Annotated in this window: 19 protein-coding genes, 1 CRISPR repeat array and 2 riboswitches (1 of these 22 cut by a window edge); of the genes, 14 read left to right on the top strand and 5 right to left on the bottom strand. The window is 68.0% G+C overall.

Annotated elements, in window-relative coordinates; all coding sequences use genetic code 11:
* Positions 1 to 7 precede the first annotated feature (7 nt).
* The 3 genes from CHB97_RS06620 to CHB97_RS06610 form a co-directional block, all read right to left on the bottom strand.
* A complete protein-coding gene (locus tag CHB97_RS06620; RefSeq protein ID WP_089287165.1) occupies positions 8 to 1,318 on the bottom strand; it encodes an FtsX-like permease family protein in 1,311 nt (436 codons plus the stop codon).
* Positions 1,315 to 1,977 (bottom strand): ABC transporter ATP-binding protein, encoded by a 663-nt coding sequence (locus tag CHB97_RS06615; RefSeq protein WP_089287164.1) that lies wholly within the window; start codon positions 1,975 to 1,977, stop codon positions 1,315 to 1,317. The genes CHB97_RS06620 and CHB97_RS06615 overlap by 4 nt, the downstream gene beginning before the upstream one ends.
* A gap of 288 nt (positions 1,978 to 2,265) precedes the next feature.
* Complete coding sequence (locus CHB97_RS06610) at positions 2,266 to 2,883, bottom strand: HupE/UreJ family protein (protein ID WP_089287163.1); 618 nt, start codon at positions 2,881 to 2,883, stop codon at positions 2,266 to 2,268.
* A gap of 35 nt (positions 2,884 to 2,918) precedes the next feature.
* A riboswitch (cobalamin riboswitch) is annotated at positions 2,919 to 3,142 on the bottom strand.
* Positions 3,143 to 3,186: 44 nt separating this feature from the next.
* Positions 3,187 to 3,431, top strand: a riboswitch (cobalamin riboswitch).
* A gap of 116 nt (positions 3,432 to 3,547) precedes the next feature.
* Here CHB97_RS06610 and CHB97_RS06605 point away from each other — a divergent pair.
* Genes CHB97_RS06605 through CHB97_RS06575 form a run of 7 tightly spaced genes read left to right on the top strand, consistent with a single transcriptional unit; the run spans position 3,548 to position 11,600 of the window.
* The gene (locus tag CHB97_RS06605; RefSeq protein WP_089287162.1) at positions 3,548 to 3,964 is read left to right on the top strand and encodes a DUF1636 domain-containing protein; all 417 of its coding nucleotides are present in this window, start codon (positions 3,548 to 3,550) and stop codon (positions 3,962 to 3,964) included.
* Positions 3,965 to 3,976: 12 nt separating this feature from the next.
* Positions 3,977 to 5,011 (top strand): cobalamin biosynthesis protein CobW, encoded by a 1,035-nt coding sequence (gene cobW, locus CHB97_RS06600; protein WP_089287161.1) that lies wholly within the window; start codon positions 3,977 to 3,979, stop codon positions 5,009 to 5,011.
* Positions 5,012 to 5,017: 6 nt separating this feature from the next.
* Positions 5,018 to 8,281 carry a cobaltochelatase subunit CobN gene (gene cobN / locus CHB97_RS06595; RefSeq protein ID WP_089287160.1) on the top strand — a complete coding sequence of 1,088 codons (3,264 nt, stop codon included), beginning with the start codon at positions 5,018 to 5,020 and terminating at the stop codon, positions 8,279 to 8,281.
* On the top strand, positions 8,278 to 9,471 hold the full coding sequence (locus tag CHB97_RS06590; RefSeq protein ID WP_089287159.1) for a hypothetical protein: 1,194 nt from the start codon (positions 8,278 to 8,280) through the stop codon (positions 9,469 to 9,471). Before cobN ends, CHB97_RS06590 begins: the two co-directional genes overlap by 4 nt.
* Positions 9,461 to 10,090 (top strand): precorrin-8X methylmutase, encoded by a 630-nt coding sequence (locus CHB97_RS06585; protein WP_089287158.1) that lies wholly within the window; start codon positions 9,461 to 9,463, stop codon positions 10,088 to 10,090. Before CHB97_RS06590 ends, CHB97_RS06585 begins: the two co-directional genes overlap by 11 nt.
* Complete coding sequence (locus CHB97_RS06580) at positions 10,087 to 10,839, top strand: precorrin-2 C(20)-methyltransferase (protein WP_089287157.1); 753 nt, start codon at positions 10,087 to 10,089, stop codon at positions 10,837 to 10,839. The genes CHB97_RS06585 and CHB97_RS06580 overlap by 4 nt, the downstream gene beginning before the upstream one ends.
* Entirely contained in the window at positions 10,836 to 11,600 is a 765-nt protein-coding gene (locus CHB97_RS06575; protein WP_089287156.1) for a precorrin-3B C(17)-methyltransferase, read from the top strand. Before CHB97_RS06580 ends, CHB97_RS06575 begins: the two co-directional genes overlap by 4 nt.
* Here CHB97_RS06575 and CHB97_RS06570 read toward each other — a convergent pair.
* Entirely contained in the window at positions 11,567 to 12,346 is a 780-nt protein-coding gene (locus CHB97_RS06570; RefSeq protein WP_089287155.1) for a cobalt-precorrin-6A reductase, read from the bottom strand. The genes CHB97_RS06575 and CHB97_RS06570 overlap by 34 nt on opposite strands.
* Before the next feature lie 5 nt (positions 12,347 to 12,351).
* Here CHB97_RS06570 and cbiE point away from each other — a divergent pair, with 5 nt between their 5' ends.
* From cbiE to cobM, 5 genes are read left to right on the top strand one after another with little or no spacing between them, the layout of a single operon-like run.
* The gene (cbiE, locus tag CHB97_RS06565; RefSeq protein ID WP_089287154.1) at positions 12,352 to 13,602 is read left to right on the top strand and encodes a precorrin-6y C5,15-methyltransferase (decarboxylating) subunit CbiE; all 1,251 of its coding nucleotides are present in this window, start codon (positions 12,352 to 12,354) and stop codon (positions 13,600 to 13,602) included.
* Complete coding sequence (locus CHB97_RS06560) at positions 13,596 to 13,979, top strand: cobalamin biosynthesis protein (RefSeq protein ID WP_160105619.1); 384 nt, start codon at positions 13,596 to 13,598, stop codon at positions 13,977 to 13,979. Before cbiE ends, CHB97_RS06560 begins: the two co-directional genes overlap by 7 nt.
* Before the next feature lie 37 nt (positions 13,980 to 14,016).
* Complete coding sequence (locus CHB97_RS06555; RefSeq protein WP_089287152.1) at positions 14,017 to 14,238, top strand: antitoxin MazE family protein; 222 nt, start codon at positions 14,017 to 14,019, stop codon at positions 14,236 to 14,238.
* Positions 14,235 to 14,597 carry a type II toxin-antitoxin system PemK/MazF family toxin gene (locus tag CHB97_RS06550; RefSeq protein ID WP_089287151.1) on the top strand — a complete coding sequence of 121 codons (363 nt, stop codon included), beginning with the start codon at positions 14,235 to 14,237 and terminating at the stop codon, positions 14,595 to 14,597. The genes CHB97_RS06555 and CHB97_RS06550 overlap by 4 nt, the downstream gene beginning before the upstream one ends.
* Positions 14,594 to 15,370 carry a precorrin-4 C(11)-methyltransferase gene (gene cobM, locus CHB97_RS06545; protein ID WP_089287150.1) on the top strand — a complete coding sequence of 259 codons (777 nt, stop codon included), beginning with the start codon at positions 14,594 to 14,596 and terminating at the stop codon, positions 15,368 to 15,370. The genes CHB97_RS06550 and cobM overlap by 4 nt, the downstream gene beginning before the upstream one ends.
* Here the strand turns inward: cobM and CHB97_RS06540 are convergent.
* Positions 15,325 to 16,455, bottom strand: a complete 1,131-nt coding sequence (locus CHB97_RS06540; RefSeq protein WP_089287149.1) for a cobalt-precorrin-5B (C(1))-methyltransferase — start codon at positions 16,453 to 16,455, stop codon at positions 15,325 to 15,327. The two genes, cobM and CHB97_RS06540, sit on opposite strands and share 46 nt — an antisense overlap.
* Before the next feature lie 29 nt (positions 16,456 to 16,484).
* Between CHB97_RS06540 and cobA the strand changes: the two genes are divergently transcribed.
* Together cobA and CHB97_RS06530 are read left to right on the top strand one after the other, a co-directional pair.
* Positions 16,485 to 17,270 carry a uroporphyrinogen-III C-methyltransferase gene (gene cobA / locus CHB97_RS06535; protein ID WP_089287148.1) on the top strand — a complete coding sequence of 262 codons (786 nt, stop codon included), beginning with the start codon at positions 16,485 to 16,487 and terminating at the stop codon, positions 17,268 to 17,270.
* Positions 17,270 to 18,583 carry a cobyrinate a,c-diamide synthase gene (locus CHB97_RS06530; protein ID WP_089287147.1) on the top strand — a complete coding sequence of 438 codons (1,314 nt, stop codon included), beginning with the start codon at positions 17,270 to 17,272 and terminating at the stop codon, positions 18,581 to 18,583. The genes cobA and CHB97_RS06530 overlap by 1 nt, the downstream gene beginning before the upstream one ends.
* Positions 18,584 to 18,848: 265 nt before the next feature.
* Positions 18,849 to 19,059: a CRISPR direct-repeat array (repeat unit 37 nt; unit sequence GTTCAGCGCTGTTCCGCGATTGGAAGCGGATTGAAAC) (it continues 45 nt past the right edge of the window).

Here is a 19,059-nt window from a genome sequence, read left to right as displayed (position 1 = left end):
ACTCCCCTCAGCGTTGCGCCAACATGCGCGCCACATCCCCGCGATAGGCCCGGATCGCCGGCAGCAAGGCCGCCAGCAGCGCCGTGCCCAGCGCCAAGGCCAGCGGCCAGAGATCGACCAGCCCCACCGACGGCACCGCCAGCCCCAGGTCACGCGCCTGGGCGGAGAAGCGACCCATCAGCACCATCCCCAGATGGGCAAGGCCAAAGCCCAGTAAAGCCCCCGCCCCGCCGACCAGCAAGGCCTCTGTCAATATCTGCCCCAGGATGCGCGACCGGGTGGCCCCCAGCGTGCGCATGATTGCCAGATCATATCGGCGTTCCTGCAAGGAATTGGCAAGGGCGATGAAGGTGCCAAGGGCAGCCGCCAGCACCAGCACCCCGCCAAACAGCTTCATCGTATCCACCCCAATCCCCAGCAGGGAGCGCAGGCGCAGCATTTCCGTCGCCGGGCTGGCGGCCTGCATGTCGGTGCCGGTATTGATCTCCCGCGGCAGGCGGGCGGCGGCCAGCGGCGTTGCATAGCGCACCAGCAGGGCCGTCACCTCCCGGTGTGGCTCATGCCCTGCCTCTTCCTTGGCATCATGATCGTGATCATGGTCTTCATCATGATCCGCCCCGGCCATGGCATGGTCGTGATCATGGTCATGATCGCCATCAGCATCCTCGTCATGATCATCGCCATCATGGTGATGGTGGTGGTGATGCTCATGCACGGCCCAGACACTGGCCACCGGGGTCAGCACCAGCCGGTCCAGCACACTGCCGGTGGGGGCCAGAATGCCCACCACCTTGTAGGGTGCAAAGGAATGCACCTCCCCGCCCGCCGTCAGGCCATGGCTGCCGGCAAAGCTGTCGCCAATTTTCAGGCCGGCTGTGGCCGCCGCCGTGGCCCCCAGCACGGCTTCCATCGGCTGGGCAAAGAGCTGACCCTGGGCCAGCTTGCCGCCATAATGGTCGATATAAGCGGGTTCGGTGCCGACGATGCGATAGCCCTGATAATTATCGCCCAACGCCACCGGCACCACCTCCCGCACCAGCCGGTTGGCGCGGAGGGTGTCCAGCGCCGACAGGGGCACATTGCCCGTCGGCGTATCGATATGCAGCAGGGCGGACATCACCAATTGCAGCGGGCTGCCCTTGGCCCCCACCACCATGTCAAAGCCGGCGACATCGCGGGCCAACCGATCCTCGATCCGCCGGTCCAGCATCAACAGAAAGCTGATGGTGGCCACACCCAGGGCCAGCAACAGCAGGTTCAACAGGCTAGTCAGCGCCCGCTGGCGCAGATAGGCCAGGCTGAGGGTGAGCATGTTCATGCTGCCATCCCTTCCGGCTTGGTCAGGCGCAGGGCCACCGGCACCCGCGCCGTCAACCGCTGATCATGCGTGGCGATCAAAAGGGTGGCACCGCTCAAATCCGCCTGCTGCAACAACAGGTCCAGCGCGGCGGCGCAGTTTTCATCATCCAGCGCGCTGGTCGGCTCGTCCGCCAGCAGCAGGGCCGGCCGGTTCACCAGGGCGCGTGCCACGGCTACCCGCTGGCGTTCGCCCTGCGACAGGTCGGACGGGCGGGCCTTGGCCCGGTCGCCCAGCCCGACGCGGGAAAGCAGTTCCTTGATCACCGCCTCATCCACCGCATGACCGGCCAGCGTCTGGGCCAGCCGCAGATTGTCAGCGATGGATACCGCCTCGATCAGGTGCAGTTGCTGGAAAACGATGCCGATATGGTGGGCCCGCAACCGATCCAGCCCCGCGGGGCCCAACTGGCGCATATCCTGGCCCAGCAGCTTGAAGCTGCCCGCCATCACCGGCAACAGCCCCGCCAGCAGGTTGAGCAGCGTGGTCTTGCCGCTGCCGCTGGGGCCCAGCAGCAGGCCATGCTGCCCCTTGGCCAGATGCAGCGCCGGAACAGACAGGATATCCCGCCCGCCAATGGAATGGCGCAGATTGTCAATTTCGATCAGGGCATCGGCCATGGCCACCGCTCTCCCGCCTTGCCGTGGGTAAACTCGCTTCGATTTATACATTATAACATAACAAAACAATGCGACAGAAAAGGCCGGGCGCTATGGGAGCGGCCCGGCCTTGGGTATTGTTAAGCGACCACAACCGGCTAGCTGCTGCCCTTGCCATTCTCTCCACCGTCACCCCGGCGCCAAGCCGGGGTCCAGGGGCCACAAGCGCTTCGCTCTACGAAACTGGACCCCGGCTTGGCACCGGGGTGACGGTAAATGTAGCTGATACTGTAAAGAACGACAGGCTTCTCAAAACTGCGTCGCCAGCACCGCCAGCCCGACCAGGGCCACCAAACCGCCCGCCAAACGCGGGAACAGGCCGGCGATCCAGGCGCGGTTGCGCAGGGCCAGCGCCGCCCCCACGGCAATGACGGACTGAATCACAGCCAGACCCAGCAGGTAAGAAGCAATCGGCGTCGCCTCCGCACCATAGATCGACTCGCCATAGGCATAGCCATGGAACAGGCCGGCAAAGGCGAACAGGGCGGCCCAAGCGGCGACCGGCAGCTTGCGCCCGCTGGCAATCACACTGCCCGCCACCAGCACCGACAGCGCCACCAGCAATTCAGAGGCCGGCAGGTTAATGCCCGCCACATGCAGCCCCACGCCGAGGCAGGAGACCGCAACGAACAGCACCGGCAGCAGCAGCGGCAGGCCGGCGGCGGCCACGGCCAGACCGGCGGCCAGGGTGAAGGCCAGATGGTCCAGCCCGACCACCGGATGGCCCAGGCCGGACAGCAGCCCCTGCATAAAGGTGGCCGGCAGCTTGCCATCCATCATGTGATGGGCATGGGCCGGCAGCGTGGCAATCACGCTGGCCACCAGGGCGGCACCGCAGCCAGCGGTGCGGCGGAATTGAAACGACATACTTCCTCCTCTTACGTCCTCCCTCCGAGGACGGTTGCGGCTATGGTTCCAGCGGCAGGTCTCCTGGCTTGCGGTTGATGGCGCGTTTGGTCCGCCTTCCCGGTTTTCTCAAGGTGAAAACCAGTGGCCTGAATGGACCGAACGCTCGCCGCACACAGTTGCGGGGGCAGCCGCGGCTTGAAACCGGATGGGGTCCGGCCGACCGCGTTCCCTTTTCATGCCGGTGTTGAAACCGGCAACCGATGGAATACGCCGGCACTATGGGGCCAAGCCGGGATGATTGACAAGCACGTCCGCCATCGGTCTATTGCCAACTGCGCCGGTCGCCGGCTGGGCCTGTGCAACCCGGTCGGCGTTAAAAGGGAACACGGACCTGATGTTTACCCATCTCCGATAAGCGGGATGGGCACATCGGCGACCGTGGCTGCCCCCGCAACTGTGTGTGGCGAGCCTGCTCCAGCAATGCCACTGGTTCCGACAAGAACCGGGAAGGCGGAACAGGTGATGACCCATGAGCCAGGAGACCTGCCGCGCGTCAGGGACGGTTTCGGGCGGGGTGCCCCGGTGCCGGTCGGCCAGCTTTCTGCCTGCGCCGATGGAGCCGCCTTGATCGCGGTGCTTCCCTGTCCGGCATCCCTGGAAAGAACGGCCGGATACGGGGAAGATGACCGACCAGATGATGATTGCAGCGGAGACGGGGCCGGTTCGGCCCGTGGTGACCGTCTGCCGTTCCTGCCGGGGGCCTGATGCGCCGCCGGACTTGGCCCCCGACCAGCGACCGGGGGCCGTGCTGGCGCGCGGCCTGTGCGACAGCCAGCCCGCTGATGTGGCGGTGCAGGTGGTGGATTGCCTGGGCAACTGCAACCGTGGCCCGTCGGCCGCGCTGCAATGTGCCGGGCGCTGGCAATATCTGTTCGGGGAGATTGACCCCGCCAGCGGCCCCGCCGACCTGCTGGCCGCCGCCCGGCTGCTGGCGGAATCGCAGGATGGGTTGCTGCCCTGGCGCACCCGTCCGCCGGCCCTGAAAAAGGGGCTGATCGCCCGCCTGCCCGCCTTCCCCGCCCCCATCGCTGCCGGTTGAAAGTCCAAAACCATGAGCAATCTCAACAAGGTGCCCTGCACCATCATCACCGGCTTTCTGGGTGCCGGCAAAACCACGCTGGTCCGCCACCTGCTGGGCAATGCCGGCGGGCGGCGGCTGGCGGTGATCGTCAATGAATTCGGCGATGTCGGCGTGGATGGCACACTGCTGAAGGGCTGTGGTGACGAATCCTGCCCGGACGAAAACATCGTCGAACTGGCCAATGGCTGCCTGTGCTGCACCGTGGCCGATGATTTCGCGCCCACGCTGGATGTGCTGCTGTCCCGCCAGCCGGCAATCGACCATATCCTGATTGAAACCAGCGGTCTGGCCCTGCCCAAGCCGCTGGTGCAGGCCTTCAACTGGCCGGCGATCAAGGGCAGGGTGACGGTGGATGCCGTGGTGGCCGTGGTGGATGGTGCCGCCTTAGCCGATGGACAGGTGGCCGGCGATCTGGCCGCCCTGGAAAGCCAGCGTGCCGCCGACCCGGCGCTGGACCATGACAACCCGCTGGAAGAGGTGTTTGGCGACCAGATTGCCTGTGCCGATCTGGTGGTGCTGACCAAGGATGATTTGCTGGACGCGGCTGGCCAGGCCCGCGCCCGCGCCGCCGTAGAGCGCGCGCTGCCGCGCGGTGTCGGCATCATCCCCGCCGTGGAAGGAAGGGTGTCGACCGACCTGCTGCTGGGCCTGGGGCTGGCGACGGAACAGGATATCGAAAACCGCCGCACCCATCATGACGCGGAAGAAGACCATGATCATGATGATTTCGACAGCGTGGTCGTGCCCATGCCGCCACTGGCCGATGCCGCCGCCCTGACCGCCCGGATTGAGGCGCTGGCCCGTGACCATGGCATTCTGCGGGTGAAGGGCCATGTCGCCGTTATCGGCAAGCCGATGCGGCTGGCCGTGCAGGCGGTGGGGGGCCGGGTGAACCAATATTACGACCGGCTGTGGGATAAGTTTGAAGAACGGCAGGGCAAGCTGGTCGCCATCGGGCTGCACGGGTTCGACCGCGCCGCCGTCGCCGCCCTTCTGGCCGGCTGATCCACCATGCATCTTCTGGCCACCAGCAGCGCCCTTCTGGATGAGCAATCGGCAGCCGTCGATATTGCCCAGCCATTGGCCGATGTGCTGGTGGCCAGTTTTTCCGACAGTGACCTGCAATCACTGGGGGCGGCCCATGCCGCCGCTGGTGTGGGGTGGAGCCTGGGTCTGGTCAATCTGCGCGTGCTGGCGCACCCCATGTCAGTCGATCTGTGGCTGGACCGCACGGCCCGCCATGCCAGGCTGATCGTGGTGCGGGTGCTGGGCGGGCTGGATTGGTGGCGCTATGGTGCCGAAAGTCTGGCCCAGCGCTGCCAGCGCCATGGCATCCGGCTGGCATTGCTGCCGGGTGAGGATCGGGACGATCCACGGTTGGCGGACCTGTCCACCCTGCCCGGCCCCACCTTGTCCCGCCTGCTGGCCCTGTTCCGCGCCGGCGGCATGGCCAATGCCGAAGGGCTGGTGCGGGGGATGGGCAGCCTGCTGGATAGCAGGGACGATATTCCCGATGCCGTGGCCGCCCCGCTGGTCGCCCCCTATGCCATGGCCGGCGACGGATCGGCGGGGCGGGTGGTGGTATTGCTCTACCGCTCCCAGGTGCTGGCCGGGGATACGGCCCCGGCGGATATGCTGATCGAAAGGCTGGCGGCGGCGGGGGTGGCGGTCCATGCTTTCCACCTGCCGGGGCTGAAGGTGCCGGGCGTGGCCGACGCCCTGGCCGCCCATGATATCGGCCCGGTCGATCTGGTATTGACGCTGACGGCGTTTGGCGGCGGGGGCGACCTGCCCTTTGGCGATGCGCCCTTGCTGCATCTGGTCAATGCCACCACCCTGCGCGATGCCTGGGCGGCATCGGATCGGGGCCTGGGTGCAGCAGACCTTGCCATGCATGTGGTGCTGCCGGAAATCGATGGCCGGGTGCTGACCGGGGCGATTGCCTTCAAACAGGCCGATGATGCCACCGCCGTGGCGCTCTCCCGCCCGGAACCGGCCTTGCTGGATCAGGTGGTGGAACGGGTGCTGGCCCGGCTGCGCCTGCGCCACACCCCGGCAGGTCAGCGCCGGCTGGTGATCCTGCTGCCCGATTATCCGGGGGCGGCGGGGCGGGAGGCCTATGCCGTGGGGCTGGATGTACCGGCCAGCCTGCGTGCCATCATCAACCTGTTGCACGATGCCGGCTGGCAGATCGGTCCCTTGCCGGAAACGGACCGCGCCTTGCTGGATGGCATCATCCAGGGCGACGCCGCCGCCCACCTGCCCCTGTCTGCCTATCAGGCATGGCTGGATGCCCACCCGGACGCGGCCAGCCGGATGCTGGAAGCCTGGGGGCCGCCGCAGGATGACCCGATATTCCGCGATGGGGCTTTCCGCTTCCGTGCCCTGGCCTGCGGCCCGCACTGGCTGGCCCTGCCGCCCGAACGCGGGCGGTTTGATCAGCGCCGGGCCGATTACCATGATGTCAGCCTGCCGCCGCGCCATGGGCTGATGGCCTTCTGCCACTGGATGCAGGCACAGGCCCCCCATGCCCTGCTGCATCTGGGGGCGCATGGCACGCTGGAATGGCTGCCGGGCAAGGCCGTGGCGCTGACACCGGATTGTTTCCCCGAACTGGCGGTGGCCGCCCTGCCGGTGATCTATCCCTTCATCCTGACCAATCCGGGCGAAGCGGCGCAGGCCAAGCGCCGGCTGGCCGCCATCACCCCCGGCCACCTGCCCCCGCCGCTGGCGGAAGGCTCGCTGACCGGCCCGATGGCAGAGCTGGAACGGCTGGTGGAGGAATATGCCCAGGCCGATGGGGTGGACCCGCGCCGGCGTGACCGGCTGGGCAGCCTGATCCTGGATGAAGCCCGCGCCCAGGGCCTGCTCTCCACCCTTGGCCTGGAAAGCCAGGATGGCGGGGAGGCACTGCGCAAGATTGATGCCTGGCTCTGCGACCTGAAGGACATGGCGCTGCAGGATGGCCTGCATGTTTATGGCCAAGCCCCGGCGGAGGCCGCACCTGAGATCATCGCCAGTGCGGCGGGCGAACGCGACGGGCTGTTGACCGCGCTGGCGGGCCGGCACCTGCCCCCCGGCCCGGCGGGCGCACCCGCTCGCGGGCGGCTGGATGTGCTGCCCAGCGGGCGCAACCTGTTCACCAGCGACCCCCGCACCCTGCCCACCCCCACCGCCTTTGCCCTGGCGCGCAAGGCCGCCGACGCGGTGATCCGCCTGCATCTGCAGGAAAAGGGGGAGATGCCGCGTCAGCTGGTACTGGACCTATGGGGCAGCGCCGGCCTGCGCACAGGCGGGGAAGAGGTGGCGCAGGTTCTGGCCTTCCTGGGCTGCCGCCCCCTGTGGGAACCCACCACGGGCCGGGTGCGCGGGGTGGAGGTGCTGCCCCCCGCCGTGCTGGATTGGCCGCGCGTGGATGTCACCTGCCGCCTGTCCGGCCTGTTCCGCGACCTGTTCCCGGCCCAGATCGCCCTGCTGGACAGCGCCATTCAGGCCGTGGCCGCCCGCGATGAAAGTGATGATGATAATCCCCTGGCGGCTGCATCCCGCGCCGGGGACGATCTGCTGCGCCTGTTCAGTTGCGCGCCCGGCCGCTATGGCAGCGGCATCGATGGCGCGCTCTCCGACCCCAGCATCAACGCCGCCGATCTGGCAGGTGCCTATCTGGAAGCCGCCGGTTTTGCGCTGAAGGCCGATGGCGGCATGATCCCGGCCCCCGGTGCCTTCGCCCGGCGGGTACAGGGGGCCGATCTGCTGGTGCATGGGGCGGACGATCCGCACCGCGACCTGTTGCAGGGCGGGGCCGATGCCAATTTCATCGGTGGTTTCGCGCTGGCGGCACGGGCCGATGCCGGGCTGATCGTGCTGGATACCAGCAACCCCAACCAGCCCCGCCCGCGCCCGCTGGTCGCCGCCTTGGCCCGCATCGTGCGCGGACGTGCGGCCCATCCCCGCCATATCCAGGGCCTGATGCGCCATGGTCCGCGTGGTGGGGCGGAAATGGCGGAGGCGGTGGACCGGCTGGCCGATTTCGCCCGCGCCACAAAGGGCCGGGGGCCGGATGGCGCATCGCTGGTGGATGGGGTTTTGTTCGACCTGCTGTTCGATGCCTATCTGGGCGATCCCGCCGTGGCGAATTTCCTGGCGCGGGAAAACCCAGATGCCGGGCGCGCCATCGCCGAACGGCTGGACTGGCTGCGGCGGGATGGGCTGTGGCCCTGCCGCCGCAACGATCTTTCGCCCTTGTCCCGCTGGCTGGACGGGGAAGCGGCATGAATAAACCCGCCCCCCGCCGCGACTGCCCCAGCCTGGCACGGCCCATGCGCACCGGCGATGGGCTGATGCTGCGCCTGACGCCCATCGCCCCCATGCCAGCCGCCGCCTGGGCCGAACTGGCCGATGTAGCGGATGGGTTGGGCAATGGGTTGATCGACCTGACGCTGCGCGGGGCGGTGCAGGTGCGGGGGCTGCTGGATGAAACGGTGGCGGCGGCCCAGGCACGGCTGACGGAGGCCGGTTTCGTGGAAAGCCGCCCGGTGCTGGCCACCGACCCGTTGGGGTCGGACGATCCGCAGGCCATGGGCGACAGCCACACCCTGGCCGCCCGGCTGGCCGATCTGCTGACCACCCAACCACTGCCCCCCGGCCTGCCGCCCAAGGTGACGGTGGCACTGGACGCGGCGGGCCGGCTGGACCAACTGACCGCCGACCTACGCCTGCGCTGGGTGGTGGTGGATCGGCTATGGTTGATCGTGGGTGATCAGGTGGTGGCCGAGTGCGGCGCTGAAGCTGGGCCGGCGCTGGTGCGGGATTATCTGGAACGCATGGCGTGGGCGGGGTGCCGGGGGGTGGAGTTGAACGCAGCCCCTACCCCAACATTGCCTTCCCCGCGAAAGCGGGGAACCAGGGGCAACACGCCCGACCTCGACGCCCCTGGCCCCTGGACCCCCGCTTTCGCGGGGGAGGCTGCTATGGAGAGCGCGACGGCAGTGCGAAACCTTCCCCTCCCCCTCGGCCCCATCACCCCCGGCATCCATCTGCTGGCCCCCGCCTTCGGCGCGCTTACATGCGCGCAATTGCGGGAACTGCTGGCCACGCCGGGCCTCACCGCGCTGCGGCCAGCGGCGGGGCGGCGGCTGGCGGTGTGGGGGCCGCAGGGGGCAGGCTGCTTCCCGCCCTTCCTTGCCACCGACGATGCCGACCCACGGCTGGCCGTCACCGCCTGTCCGGGCGCACCTGCCTGCGGGTCGGCGCTCCGGCCCACGCGGGGGCTGGCAACGGCATTGGCAGCAGGGAATTATGGGGTGCTGCATCTGTCAGGCTGTGGCAAAGGCTGCGGGGCACCGGGGGATGGCACCGCACAGGCCATCGCCACGGCGGATGGTTGGGATTTGCAAGGGGATGATGTCAGCCGGCTTGCCGCCGGTCTGGCCGCCATGGGGGAAAGGCGAAACGATGCCTTATGAGTATGAAAAGGACGGGGCGGCCATTTACCGCCAGTCCTTCGCCACCATCCGGGCCGAGGCGGACCTGTCCCGCTTCGATGGGCAGGAGGCAGAGGTGGCCATCCGCATGATCCATGCCTGCGGCATGGTGGAAGCCGCACGCCATTTCGCCTTTGCCCCCGGTGCCGTGTCCCAGGCTGCCCAGGCCCTGCGTGCGGGTGCCCCCATCCTGTGCGATGCGGAAATGGTGGTACGTGGCGTCACCCGGTCCCGCCTGCCCGCCGATAACCGGGTGATATGCCACCTGCACCATGCGGATGTGCCGGGCTTGGCCGAACGGCTGGGCACCACACGGTCGGCGGCAGCGCTGGAGCTGTGGCGCGATGATCTGGCCGGCAGCGTGGTGGCCATCGGCAATGCCCCCACCGCCCTGTTTCACCTGCTGGAAATGCTGGAGGCAGGGGCACCCCAGCCGGCGGCCATCATCGGGATGCCGGTGGGCTTTGTCGGGGCCATGGAATCCAAGCAGGCCTTGATGGAGGTTGCCCCCGCCCTGCCCTGGCTGACCGTGGAGGGGCGGCTGGGCGGCAGTGCCATGACGGCAGCCGCCATCAACGCGCTGGCGGGGCTGGCAGCATGACGGGGCGGCTTTATGGCGTGGGCACCGGCCCCGGCGACCCGGAATTGATGACGCTGAAGGCCGCCCGCCTGATCCGCGAGGCCCCCGTGGTGGCGCGTTTCTGCAAGGCAGGGCGGCTGGGCAATGCCGGCACCACCGTGGCCGGCCTGATGCGGGCCGATGTGGTGGTGGAGGAACTCGCATATCCGGTGACAACCGAACTGCCGCTGCACAGCGATGCCTATCGCAGCCGCATCACAGCCTTTTACGAGGAATCCGCCGCCCGCATCGCCACCCATCTGGCCGCTGGGCGCGATGTGGTGGTGCTGTCGGAGGGCGACCCGCTGTTCTACGGCTCCTACATGCATCTGCATCGACGGCTGGCCGGGCGCTTCCCGGTGGAGGTGGTGCCGGGTGTCACCGGCATGGCCGCCTGCTGGGCCGCCGCCGGGGTGCCGATTGCCCAGGGGGAGGATGTGCTGTGCGTGTTGCCCGGCACGCTGGGGGAGGATGCGCTGGCCGAACGGCTGGCCGGGGCCGATGCTGCCGTGATCATGAAGGTGGGGGGCAACCTGCCGAAAATCCGCCGGGCGCTGGCCCGCACCGGGCGGCTGGATGATGCGCTCTATGTCGAACGCGGCAGCCAGCCGGGGCAGCAGGTGATGCCACTGGCGGAACGGGATGCCGACCTGCCCGCCCCCTATTTCTCCATCATCCTGCTGCCCGGCTGGCAGGATGCGGCCCTGGCGCGGGCGGAGGCGGCGGAATGAGCGGCCATCTTGCCATTATCGGGCTTGGCCCCGGCCCCGCCGACCAGATCACCCCGCAGGCCGCCGAGGCCCTTGCACGGGCCGACTGGCTGCTGGGCTATGGCCCCTATCTGGACCGCCTCAACCTTGCCCCCCACCAGCACATTATCCCCACCGACAACCGGGAAGAAGCGGCCAGGGCTGCCCATGCCCTGCGGCTGGTGGCGGAGGAAGGGCGGCAGGTCGCCATGGTAACGGGCGGCGACCCCGGCGTGTTCGCCATGGCCGCCGCCGTGCTGGAACAGATGGAACAGGGGCCGTCCGCATGGCGCACGGTGGAGATGCAGATCATCCCCGGCATCACCGCCATGCTGGCCGTGGCAGCGCGCGTCGGCGCGCCCTTGGGGCATGATTTCTGCGCCATTTCGCTGTCGGACAATCTGAAACCCTGGTCGGTGATTGAAAACCGCCTGCGCGCCGCCGCCATGGGCGGGTTCGTCATGGCCTTCTATAACCCCCGCTCCAAGGCACGACCGCACCAGTTGGGCCAGGCCCTGGCCCTGCTGCGCGACCTGCTGCCCGGCACCGTGCCGGTGATTTTCGGCCGCGCCATTGGCAGGCCGGATGAAAGCGTGATCTTCACAACGCTGGCAGCGGCCGACCCTGAACAGGTGGATATGTCCACCTGTGTGCTGATCGGCACGGCGGAAACCAGGGTGCTGGAACGGCCAGGACTGGAACCGCTGGTCTATACCCCCCGCGCCATCGCGGGGCCGGGTTGATGCAGCAGGCCCAGCACCCCCGCCACACTGTCCACCCGCAGGCCGGCGGGCTTATCCGGGCGGGCCACCATGATGACGGGGATACCCAGCGCGCGCGCCGCATCCAGCTTGGCGCGCGCTGCCTCCCCGCCGCTATTCTTGGACAGGATATGGCTGATGCGGTGGTGGCGCAGCAGGGCCAATTCCCCCTCCAGGCTGAACGGTCCCCGGTCCAGCAGGCATTGCAGATGCGGCAGGGGCAAGGGCGGGTCGATGGGGTCGACACTGCGGATCAGGTAATGGTGCTGCGGGGCGGCCAGCAGGGGGGCCACCTCCTGCCGGCCAAGGGTGACGAAGACGCGGGCGGCAGCCGCCCCCAGCGCCGCCACCGCCGCCGGCACATCGGCCACCATGCGCCAATCATCGCCGGCCTGAGCCTCCCAGCCGGGACGGTGGAGGGAGATCAGGGGCACATCGGCCAACCCCGCCGCCTGCACCGCATTGGCGGAAATGCGGGCGGCGAAAGGATGGGTGGCATCCACCAGCAGGCTGAACCCGCCCGCCCGCAGATAATCGGCCAGCCCTGCCACCCCGCCAAAGCCGCCCACACGGGTGGGCACCGGCATGGCCAGGGGTGCCTTGGTGCGCCCGGCCAGCGACAATTCCACCCGCCTTCCCCCTTGTTCGGCCAGGGCCGCGGCCAGCAACCGGGCATCGGTGGTGCCGCCCAGGATCAGAATGGATGGGGCGGAATAAAGCGGGGGCATGGCTGATGACTGATCCGGCAATGGAAAATCCGGCGGATCATGCCGCCCCCAGCCCCTGGCTGTCCATCATCGGCATTGGGGAGGATGGGCTGGATGGTTTGGGCACCGCTGCGCGTGAAGCCTTGGTCGCTGCCGAACTGGTGTTCGGCGGCAAGCGTCATTTGTCGCTGGCGGCATCGCTGATCCAGGGACAGGCGCAGCCCTGGCCCAGCCCGTTTGCCGATGGCATCAGTGCCGTGCTGGCCGCACGCGGGCGGGCGGTGGTGGTGTTGGCATCGGGCGACCCGTTCCTTCACGGGGTGGGGGCGACACTGGCACCGCATCTGTCGGCGGGGGAATGGATCGCCTATCCGGCCCCGTCCGCCCCCGCCCTGGCCGCCTCCCGGCTCGGCTGGTCACTGGCGGACGTGGAGATTGTCAGCCTGCATGGCCGCGACATCACCCGCCTGCGCCCGCATCTGCACCCCGGCCAGCGCCTGTTATTGCTGACCAGCGACGCAGTAGCCCCGGCAACCATCGCGCAGATGCTGGTGGCGGACGGCTTCGGCCCGTCCCACCTGACCCTGTTCAACCGGCTGGGCGGGCCGGCGGAAAGCCGGGCCGATGGCAGCGCGCAGGATTTCACCGGTATCAGCGCCGATCCGCTGAACCTGCTGGCCGTCACCGTGGCGGCGGAACCTGCGGCAAACCTGCCCCGGCTGACGCCCGGTTTGCCGGATGACTGGTTTCAGCATGATGGGCAGATCACCAAGGCCCCCGTCCGGGCGCTGACCCTGGCCGCCCTCTCCCCCCGCCGGGGGGAATTGCTGTGGGATCTGGGGGCAGGGTCCGGCTCCATCGCCATTGAATGGTGCCTGCGTCATCCGGCCCAACGCGCTATCGCCGTGGAACGCCAGCCCGACCGCGCCGCCCGCATCGCGGAAAATGCCCGCCGCCTCGGTGTGCCGGACCTGACCATCATCAACGCCGACAGCACCGACGCCATCGCCACCCTGCCCACCCCCGATGCCATCTTCATCGGGGGTGGTGCGAAAGCGGCACTGCTGGCCACCTGCCGTGAGGCGCTGAACCCCGGCGGGCGGCTGGTGGTGAATGCGGTGACGCTGGAAACAGAAGCCCTGTTGCTGGCCGAACATGCCAGCAAGGGCGGCAGCCTGCTGCGGCTGGATATCGCCCAGGCGGCCCCCGTCGGCCCGCTGACCGGCTGGCGCCCCGCCATGCCCATCGTGCAATGGCGCTGGGAAAAACCATGGTAGGCCGCCCCCTGATCGCCGGCATCGGCTGCCGCCGGGGCACGTCGCTGGCAGCGCTGTCCAGCGCGCTGAACGACGCCTTGGCCAACGCCGATCGCACCCGCGTCGACCTGACGGCCCTGGCCAGTTGGACCGGCAAGGGGGACGAACCCGGCCTGCTGGCTCTGGCGGAGGGCTGGGGTTTGCCCCTGCATCTGCTGGATAGCGACGCCCTCACCGCCCAGCCGGTCAGCCAGCCCAGCGCCGCCGTCACCACCCTGACCGGCCTGCCCTCTGTCGCCGAAGCCGCCGCCCGTGCCACCGCCGGCCCCAACGCCCGCCCCCTGCTGCCCCGCCATGTGGTGGGCGGGGTGGTGGTGGCCCTGGTGGAGGGGACATGATATGGTTACATGTAACCATGACAACGGAGGGTTCCCGATGAGCAAGAATGCCAAGCCATCCCGCGTGAAGGTTCAGGAACACCGCCAGCGCCTGCGCGCCCAGGGCCTGCGCCCGGTGCAGATATGGGTGCCGGATATGCGCGCGCCCGGTTTCAAGGCGGAGGCACACCGCCAATCCCTGGCTGTGGCGCAAAGCGCGCAGGCGGCAGAGGATCAGGCCTTCATTGATGCCATCCGCGATGACTGGACCGATCAATGAGGCGGGGGGATGTCTGGACCGTAGCCGGCGGCCCCGATTATGCCGGCAAGCCGCGTCCGGTGGTGATTGTGCAGGATGACCATTTCGATGCCACCGCCTCCATCATCGTCTGCGCTTTCACCAGCGATCCGGTGGAAGCCCCCCTGTTCCGGCTGCCGATTACGCCCAATGAACGCAATGGCTTGCGCATTCCTTCTAAAGTGATGGTGGATAAGCTGACCGCCGTACCAAAAACCGAACTGGGCAGCCGGATCGGTCGGCTGAATGAGGAGGATATGGTCAGGCTCAATCAGGCATTGGCTGTTTTCCTGGGCCTTGCCACCTCCCCCCGCCATTCCCAGGCCACGGAAACCCCATGACGACCATCCATTTCATCGGCGCCGGCCCTGGTGCGGCGGACCTGATCACCGTGCGCGGGCGTGACCTGCTGGCAAGGTGTGAGGTCTGCCTTTATGCCGGATCGGTCGTCTCACCCGAGGTTTTGTCCTGGTGCCGGCCCGGCGCGCGGCTGGTGGATACCGCCCCCTTGGACCTGGATGGCATCGTGGCCGAATTCCAGCGCGCCCAGGCCGATGGGCATGATGTGGCGCGGCTGCAATCGGGTGACCTGTCCATCTACAGCGCCGTGGCAGAACAATTGCGGCGGCTGGACCAGTTGGGCATCCCCTATACGTTGACGCCGGGGGTGCCGGCCTTTGCCGCCGCCGCCGCCACGCTGGGCCGGGAACTGACGGTGCCGGGCGTGGCGCAAACCCTGGTCTTGACCCGCATGTCGGGTCGGGCGTCTGCCATGCCGGAAGGGGAAAAGCTGGCCGCCTATGCCGCCACAGGGGCCACGCTGGCCGTGCATCTGGCCATCCATGTGCTGGATGCGGTGGTGGCGGAGGCCCTGCCGCATTACGGCCCTACCTGCCCGGTGGCCGTGGTCTTCCGCGCCTCCTGGCCGGAGGAGCGGGTGATCAAGGGCACGCTGGCCGATATTGTGGAAAGGGTGCAGCAGAGCACGCCAGAACGCTCCGCCCTGATCCTGATCGGCCCGGCTCTGGATGCCGGGGATTTCCGTGAAAGCGCGCTTTACAGCCGCGATTATGACCGGCGGTTCCGCCCCACCGCGTCCGGGAAGGGCGCATGAGCCAGCAGCACGCCTTGCCGGTCGAAGGCCAGCACCTCCACCATGATACCACTGCCCTCCAGGGAAGCGGCCACCACATTGCGTGCCTCCACCGCCACAAGGTCAGCCATGGCGGGGGCCTGCGCACCGGCAATCACCAACGCTTCCCCCGCCCCGGCGGCACTGCGGATCAGGGCGACACGTTCGGCCTCCACCCCGCAGCGGGCGGCGATCTCGGCCAGCCGGTCCAGATCCACCCGCCCGCGCTTGGAATGCAGATCCATCAGCCCCTGGCCCAGCTTCACCATCTTGGCGATGCCACCGGCGATGGACAGCCGTTCCACCGGGTGCCGGCGCAGATATTTCAACAGCCCGCCGACAAAATCGCCCATATCAATCAGCGCCTGTTCCGGCAGGCCATAAAACGCCTGCACCGCCGCTTCGGAGGTGGAACCGGTGCTGGCGGCAATGTGGCGCAGGCCGAGCGCGCGGGCCACATCCACCCCGCGATGGATGCTGTCAATCCAGGCCGCACAGGAATAGGGCACCACAATGCCCGTGGTGCCCAGAATGGACAGGCCGCCGACAATGCCCAGCCGCCCGTTCAGGGTGTGGCGGGCCAGTTCCTGACCATTCTCCACCCCAACCTCTACATCAAGATCGGGCTGCAACCCGTTGTTCAGGCTGGAAAGCTCTGCACTGATCATCCGCCGGGGTACGGGGTTGATGGCCGGCTCCCCCACCGCCAGCGGCAATCCTGGCCGCGTGACCGTACCCACACCGTCACCGGCCAGAAAGCGGATACCGGCCCCGCCATCCTGCCGGGGCCGCACACGGGCCCAGACCAGGGCCCCATGGGTGACATCGGGATCGTCGCCGGCATCCTTCACCACGGCGGCCATGGCGTGGCCCTCGCCCAGCGCCTCCCGCGCCAGAGCGAAGGAAGGTTGCTGGCCGCCCGGCAGGGTGATCTGTACCGGGTCGGGGAACTGACCGGTCAGCAACGCCTGATACGCCGCCTTGGCGGCGGCGGTGGCGCAGGCCCCCGTCGTCCAGCCATGGCGCAGCGGACCCGTGGGTTTGGGCTGATCGGGATCATCATTCATAAGGGCTGCTATAATCGCAGGGCCGCATCATGACCAGTATTCTCCAGCAACTTGCCCATCTGCAAGGCGGCCATTTGCCAGAATTCACCCCCGGCAGCGTCTGGCTGGCCGGGGCCGGGCCGGGTGATCCGGCACATCTGACCCTGGGCGTGGCCACCGCCCTGCATCTGGCCGATGTGATTGTGCATGATGCACTGGTGGATGATCGCGTGCTGGCCCTGGCCGCCCCCGGTGCGGTGCTGGAATTTGCCGGCAAGCGCGGCGGCAAACCATCGGCGCAACAGGCGGATATCACCAACCGCTTGATCGAACTGGCCCGGCAGGGAAGCCGCGTGCTGCGCCTGAAGGGCGGCGACCCGTTTATTTTCGGACGCGGGGGCGAGGAAGTGGCGGCCCTGATCGCCGCCGGCATTCCCTTCCGCGTGCTGCCGGGCTTGACCTCGGGCCTGGCGGCACTGGCATTGTCCGGGATGCCCGGCACCATGCGCGGGGTGAACCAGGCCCTGGTGCTGGCCACCGGCCACGGGGCCGATGGGGAGGGCGCGCCAGATTGGGCAGCCCTGGCCCGGCTGGATCAACCAATCCTGATCTATATGGGCATGAAGAACCTGCCCATCATCGCCGCCGCCTTGATGGAAGGTGGAATGGGGGCAGACAAGCCCGCCGCCGCCATCGCCTGGGCCGGCACGGATAAGCAGCGCCGTGTCACCGCCACGCTGGCCACGCTGGCCGATGCCGCCGCACAGGCGGGCCTGGAAGCCCCTGCCATTCTGGTGATCGGGGATATTGCCGAAACCGACTTCAGGGGGTTGTGATGAAGGGATTGATCGTCGCCGCCCCGCGTTCCGGTTCTGGCAAAACGCTGGTGACCTTGGGCCTGATGGCGGCGGCCCGGGCGCGCGGGCTGCGCGTGGCCGGGGCCAAGATCGGGCCGGATTATATAGACCCCGCCTTTCACACGGTCGCCACCGGCCTGCCCAGCGTGAACCTGGATGGCTGGTCCATGCCGCCCGCCCTGGTGGATGAGTTGGCCGCCCGACAGGCAGCAGAGGCCGATATCGTCATCATGGAAGCAGCCATGGGCCTGTTTGATGGCGTGGCGGCAGAACCGGGGCGCAGCGGCGCCGGGGCCGATCTGGCCGCCCGGCTGGGCCTGCCGGTGCTGCTGGTGCTGGATGTTTCCGGCCAGTCGCAGACGGCGGGGGCGCTGGCATTTGGCATGGCACGGTTTGATCCGGCGGTGAATGTCGCCGGCGTCATCGCCAACCGGGTGGCGAGTGACCGCCACGCCCAGCAGGTGGAACAGGGCCTGGCCCGCGCCGGCCTGCCTTTGTTGGGCCGCATCCCGCGTGACAATGATCTGGCGGTACCCGAACGCCATCTGGGTTTGGTGCAAGCCGGGGAGATTGCGGGGCTGGAAACATTGCTGGCCAAGCTGGGGGAAAAACTGGCGGCAGCGGTGGATCTGGATGCGCTGCTGGCCCTGGCCGGCCCCATCCGCACCCAGGTGCCCGCAGCCCCCCACCTGATCCCCCCGCCCCCCGGCCAGCGGGTGGCCGTGGCGCGCGATGCCGCTTTCAGCTTTCTTTACCCGCATCTGCTGGAAGGCTGGCGAATGCAGGGGGCGGAACTCTGTTTCTTCTCCCCCCTGGCGGATGAGACCCCGCCAGCCGACGCAGACAGTTGCTGGCTGGCGGGCGGTTACCCGGAACTGCACGCCGGAGCGCTGGCAGCGGCGAAGAATTTCCGGGACGGGCTGGCTGATTTCGCCCGCACCCGCCCGGTGCATGGGGAATGCGGCGGCTACATGGTGCTGGGCCGCACGCTGGAAGATGCGGACGGGGTGATCCACCCGATGGCCGGCCTGCTGGACCATGCCACCAGTTTCAAACGCCGCAAACTGGCGCTGGGCTATCGCCGTGCCGAACTGCTGGCCGATGCCGCCCTGGGACCGGCGGGGATGCGGCTGCGCGGGCATGAATTCCATTATGCCACCGTCAGCGAACCGGGCCACGATCAGCCGCTTTGCCGCCTGCACGACGCCACCGGTCGCGACCTTGGCCCCGCCGGTGGCGTGCGCGGGCGGGTCAGCGGCAGTTTCCTGCATGTGATCTGTGGGGAAGGGTGAGGGCGGCTACGCCGCCGCCAACCACACCCGTTCCACCCCTTCGACCCGTTGATAGTGCCACCTCCAAACGGTTCAGCCCAGTCACTGTTCAAACAGGGGGCAGAGCACCCTGTGGAAACTATATAAATATCTAATAAGATTTGGAAATTATCGAATCTGGCAGAATTTTTTTGGGCGAACCTTGACAGATTGTGACAGAAAATTTGTTAGCCTGTGGAAAATAGCGGAAAATCATCCTGTTGCACCAAAAGGTTCCAGAGGGTATGTTCAGCGCTGTTCCGCGATTGGAAGCGGATTGAAACAGGCTGGACCATTGGTCCGGACAGAAATCATACCCGGTTCAGCGCTGTTCCGCGATTGGAAGCGGATTGAAACTGCCGGCCAAATCGGCGACAGCGAGCGTCTTTCGCGAGTTCAGCGCTGTTCCGCGATTGGAAGCGGATTGAAACTCGTCAAGAGAAGCATTGCCTGGCGAG

The sequence above is a fragment of the Azospirillum sp. RU38E genome (assembly GCF_900188385.1).
Lineage (GTDB): Bacteria > Pseudomonadota > Alphaproteobacteria > Azospirillales > Azospirillaceae > Niveispirillum.
The sequence above is the reverse complement of the archived record's forward strand: the minus strand, read 5'-3'. Positions and strand labels throughout refer to the sequence as shown.